This is a genomic window from Chitinimonas prasina (genome assembly GCF_030160395.1).
In the GTDB taxonomy this organism is placed as follows: domain Bacteria; phylum Pseudomonadota; class Gammaproteobacteria; order Burkholderiales; family Chitinimonadaceae; genus Chitinimonas; species Chitinimonas prasina.
Window position 1 is genome coordinate 1 of record NZ_BSOG01000081.1, and the last position, 510, is coordinate 510.

Here is a 510-nt window from a genome sequence, read left to right on the forward strand (position 1 = left end):
GCAGTCGATGATGGTTCGCAGCCGGACCTCGCGTTGTGCCGGAGAGTTCAGGGCGTAGCGGTGGAAGAAGTCGTCGGTCTCAAGATACTGGACCTTGTGGCTTTGCAGGATCGCCTGATAGGCAATCGCCTTGGCGATGTGCGACTTCCCGGTGCCAGGTTTGCCAACAAGCAGAGCGTTCTCGCCAGCGGCAATGAACGCCAGGGTGTGGAGCTGGAAGCAGGTCTGACGTGGCAGTTTGGGATTGAAGGACCAGTCGAACTCGGCGAGCGTCAGCTTTTCGTCGAGCCCGGATTGCTGGTATCGCCGCTCGATAAGACGGGACTGACGACGGTCCAGTTCATCCTGCAGGATAAGGGAGAAGGTCTCGAGGAAGGGCTGGTTGGCGCCCTGCGCCTGGAGCACGCGCGTCTGCAGCGTGTCGCGGACACCCGACAGGCGCAGCTGTCGTAGGCAACGCTCAATTTCCGGCATGGTCATCATGTGGCTAGGTCTCCAGTTTAAGGTGAG

1 pseudogene is annotated in these 510 nt (G+C 60.2%); it reads right to left on the reverse strand.

The features are described 5' to 3' along the window. Positions 1 to 483 (reverse strand): annotated as a pseudogene (istB, locus tag QQK16_RS21165) (IS21-like element IS1631 family helper ATPase IstB); the annotation flags it as partial. Between the last annotated feature and the right edge of the window lie 27 nt (positions 484 to 510).